The organism is Anaeromyxobacter sp. SG64, from assembly GCF_022690745.1.
GTDB lineage: Bacteria > Myxococcota > Myxococcia > Myxococcales > Anaeromyxobacteraceae > Anaeromyxobacter > Anaeromyxobacter soli.
In genome coordinates, this window is record NZ_JALCZB010000171.1 from 1 (window position 1) to 3,965 (window position 3,965).

A 3,965-nucleotide genomic window follows, 5' to 3' on the forward strand; every position below is an offset into this window, starting at 1 on the left:
GCGCTCGCCGGGGCGCTGCCCGGCGCGCACCTCGCCGTCATCCCCGGGGCGGGCCACGCCCCCTTCCTCTCGCGCCCGGACGCGTTCGCCGCCGCGCTCGCGCCGCTCCTCGCCGCATGCGCCTGAACCCGGTCGACAAGCGGCGCGTCCGCGCCGCCTTCTCACGCTCCGCCGCGTCCTACGACGCCCGGGCCGAGGTGCAGCGCGCCGTGCAGGACCAGGTGCTGGCGCTCCTCGCCGGCGCGGCGCCGGGCGCGCGCCGCGTGCTCGACGTGGGCGCCGGCACGGGCGCGCTCCTCTCCCGGCTCCTCGCCGCGAGGCCCGGGCTCGCCGCCGCGGCCGTGGATCTCGCGCCCGGCATGTGCGGCGCCACGCGCCGCGCCGCCCCGCGGGCGGGGGTGGCCGCGGCGGACGCGGAGGCGCTCCCGTTCCGCGACGGCGCGTTCGATCTCGTGGTGACCACCTCCACGCTCCAGTGGCTGCCGCGCGTGGCGACCGCGCTCGAGGAGGCGCGCCGGGTCCTCGCGCCGGGCGGAGTCCTGTGCGTCGCGCTCTTCGGGGAGCGCACCCTCTTCGAGCTCCGCGAGGCCTTCCGCGACGCCTCCGCCGGGAGCCCAGCGCCGGTGCACCGCTTCCTCGCGCTCGAGGAGCTCGCGCGCGCGCTCGGGGCGGCGGGGCTCACGCTGGAGGCCACGCGCGACGAGGAGCTCGTCGAGCGCCACGCGGACGCGCGCGCGGTGCTCCGCGCCCTCAAGGCGGTGGGCGCGACGAGCGCCGTGCCCGGCCGCACCGGGCTCTCGGGGCGGCGCGCCACGCTCGAGACGATCCGGCGCTACGAGGAGCGGCACGGGGGCCCGGGCGGCGTGCCCGCGACCTACCACGTGCTGTACGCGATCGCCCGGCGGCCGGCGGCTACGTCCGCGTCGCCTCGAGCTCCTTCAGGCGCGCGCGCAGCTCCTTCTCCCGCTTGAAGCGGGCGGTCACGTCGCGGATCACCGCCGACGGCCCCAGGATGTGCCCCGACGCATCGCGGATGAGCTGGATCGTGAACTCGATCGAGATCGTCTGCCCGTCCTTGCGGATCGCCGGGACCGCCAGGACCTCCGTGCCGTAGCGGGTGACGCCCGTCTCCATGACGCGGTTCCAGCCGTCCCAGTGCCGCGCGCGGAGCCGCTCGGGGATGATGAGGTCCATCGACTTCCCGATGACCTCCGCCGCGCTCCACCCGAACATCCGCTCCGCGCCGCGATTCCACAGCCGCAGCACGCCGTCGCGATCCGCGAACAGGACGGCGTCACCCGTCTCCTCGATGATCCGCGCCGCGAGCGCGCCGAACCCAGGGTCGTCCATGGTGCCTCCGTCGCGCGAGCTTAGCCCGCCGCCCGCGCCGCACGGAGGCGGCGCCCGCCGGCCCGATGGGTGACGCCCCGCACCGGCGTCCCGCTATGGCTTGCGCGCTCCGGCGGAGCCGGGTGCGCCCGGCCCGCCCGCCTCGCGCTCCGCCGCGAGCCGCGCCCGCTCGCCGGGGCCGGCGTGCTCGCCGCCGCCCGTGTCTCCCTGCTCCTCGGCCTCGAACTCGGCTCGCTCCGCCTTGTTCAACGCGCGCAGCTGGTCGCGCGGGTCGTTCGCGTCGCGGCTCTCGCGGCTCTCGGCCATCGGGTCCTCGCTCTCCGCCGCCATCGCGTGGCGGCCGCACATCCACCTTGGAGACGCTCGTGCGCGGACGCACTACACCCCGCGCGCCGCGCCCGGGGCGCGCGCCTCACGCAGCGTGAGAGGGGTCGCCGCCACGTCCCGCGGTCGCCCGCCTTGTGGCCCTGCGGGGGCGCGGGCTAACATCCGCGGGATCGTGCCCCAGGCCGCACCCCAGGCGAGCGGCGCCGACTTCAAGCCGCACCTCTTCGGCAAGTTCTTCCTCCTGCAACGGCTCGCCGTGGGGGGGATGGCCGAGATCTACCGGGCGCGCGTCCCAGGGGCCGGCGGCTTCGAGAAGGAGCTCGTGGTGAAGCGGATCCTGCCCGCGCGAGCGCAGGATCAGGGCTTCATCAAGATGCTCGTGAACGAGGCGAAGCTGACCGTCCAGCTCACGCACTCGAACATCGCGCAGATCTACGAGTGCGGCAGCTTCGAGGGGAACTTCTTCATCTCGATGGAGCTCGTGAACGGCGTCTCCCTCAAGGAGATGATGGCCGCGTTCGCCAAGGCCGGCACGCAGCTCACGCCCGAGCAGGCGATGTTCCTCGTCCTGCAGCTCCTGCAGGGCCTCGACTACGCGCACCGGAAGACCGACGGCCAGGGCAACCCGCTCCGCATCGTGCACTGCGACGTCTCCCCGGACAACGCGCTCGTGTCGTACGAGGGCGAGGTGAAGCTCCTCGACTTCGGCATCGCGCGCGCGGCGACGAACCTCTCCAACTACAAGGAGGGGATGCTGATGGGGAAGCTCGGGTACGTCGCGCCCGAGCAGGCCTCGCTCGAGAAGCGCTGGGACCACCGCGTCGACCTCTTCGCGGCGGGGATCCTCCTCTACGAGCTCCTCACGAAGCAGAAGCCGTTCCCGAAGGCCACCGACGTCGAGTCCCTCGTCCAGGCGCGCAAGGCGAAGGTCGTCCCGCCGACCGCGATCGACCCCCGGCTGCCGAAGGACCTCGACGCGATCGTCGCCACCGCGCTCGCCTACGATCCCGACGACCGCTACCCCGACGCCCGCTCGTTCGCGGACGCGCTCGTGGACGTGCTGTTCCCCACGCCGCACTCGTCGATCCAGGATCTCCTCGCCAGCCAGATGAAGGCGGTGTTCGCGGACAAGGTGCAGCGCCAGCGCGCGGCCCGCGCCCACGACCCGCTCATCATGAAGGTCCTCACGAACGCGGCGGCGGCGGCCGGCGTGCTCCCGGGCGCGGCCGAGCAGACCCCGGTGAAGGCCTGGGAGCCGCAGGTCGAGGCCGCGCCCTCCCCCGAGCCGCGCCGCGCGCCCTCGCGCGCGCCGCGCACGCGGACGGTCGTGAAGGCCGGTGTCCGGCTGCGCACCGCCTTCCTCGTCGGCCTCGTGGTGGCGGTCGCCGGCTTCGCCGGGCTGCGCTACGCCGATCCCTGGCTGCGATCGGGCGTCCTCGTCGTGACCTCCGATCCTCCCGGCGCGGACGTCACGCTCGACGGCGCGCCGACCGGCCTCACCACGCCCGCGGTGATCGAGGACGTCCGGCTCGCGCGCCCCCACGAGATCGCGCTCGGCGGCGAGGGGCTCCGCGGAGTCACGCTCGCCACCCAGCCCACCCCGGGCCGGCTCGTGACGCGCGTGCACTCCGAGCTCGCCTCGGCGTTCGGCGCGCTCCGCGTCGAGAGCGATCCGCCCGGCGCCGAGGTGCGGTTCGACGAGCGGCCCGCCGGGAAGACCCCCATCACGATCCCGGGCGTGCGGCTCGACGAGCGCCACCGCATCGACCTCACGCTCACGGGCCACGAGATCGACCAGTTCGTGGTGCTGCCGGCGAAGGACGGGTCGCAGTTCGCGCGCAAGCTCGCGCGCCTCGACGGGGGCAAGCCGAGGCCGTGACCGCGGGCGCGATGCGGCTCGTCGTCGAGGACGAGGCGGGGACCCGCTCGACGGTGCCGTTCACCGGCGACGAGCTCGTCGTCGGCCGCGCCGCCGAGGGCGTCGCCGTGCGGCTCTCGGATCGCGACGTCTCGCGGCGCCACGCGCGGTTCCTGCGCGCGAGCGGGTCCGTTCACGTGGAGGACCTGGGGAGCCTCACCGGCACGCGGGTCAACGGCGAGCGGATCACCTCCCGCCGGCGCCTGCGCGAAGGCGACCTCGTCCAGATCGGGAGCTACGATCTCGCGCTGTTCGGCGAGGCCGTCACGGCGGCCCCCGGCTCGCCGCCGCCGCTGCCGCCCACGCCGCGCCCGCCGAGCGGCGAGACCCCGGCCCCGGCCACCGCCCCGGATCCTGCGGCGCAGCGCCC

General features: G+C 75.4%; 5 protein-coding genes. 3 read left to right on the forward strand and 2 right to left on the reverse strand.

Annotated features, from left to right (window positions below):
* Window positions 1-116 precede the first annotated feature (116 nt).
* Window positions 117-971, forward strand: coding sequence for a methyltransferase domain-containing protein (locus MNZ29_RS23650; RefSeq protein ID WP_242341513.1), 855 nt, complete (start codon window positions 117-119; stop codon window positions 969-971).
* On the opposite strand, the gene MNZ29_RS23655 is transcribed toward MNZ29_RS23650, so the two are convergent.
* Window positions 913-1,350 carry a PAS domain S-box protein gene (locus MNZ29_RS23655; protein ID WP_242357034.1) on the reverse strand — a complete coding sequence of 146 codons (438 nt, stop codon included), beginning with the start codon at window positions 1,348-1,350 and terminating at the stop codon, window positions 913-915. The genes MNZ29_RS23650 and MNZ29_RS23655 overlap by 59 nt on opposite strands.
* 93 nt (window positions 1,351-1,443) lie before the next feature.
* Window positions 1,444-1,656 (reverse strand): hypothetical protein, encoded by a 213-nt coding sequence (locus MNZ29_RS23660; RefSeq protein WP_242341515.1) that lies wholly within the window; start codon window positions 1,654-1,656, stop codon window positions 1,444-1,446.
* 193 nt (window positions 1,657-1,849) lie between these two features.
* Here MNZ29_RS23660 and MNZ29_RS23665 point away from each other — a divergent pair, with 193 nt between their 5' ends.
* On the forward strand, window positions 1,850-3,556 hold the full coding sequence (locus MNZ29_RS23665) for a serine/threonine-protein kinase (protein WP_242341516.1): 1,707 nt from the start codon (window positions 1,850-1,852) through the stop codon (window positions 3,554-3,556).
* Window positions 3,553-3,965: FHA domain-containing protein (locus tag MNZ29_RS23670; RefSeq protein ID WP_242357036.1), on the forward strand; the 413-nt coding region annotated here is incomplete at its 3' end. The genes MNZ29_RS23665 and MNZ29_RS23670, both read left to right, overlap by 4 nt.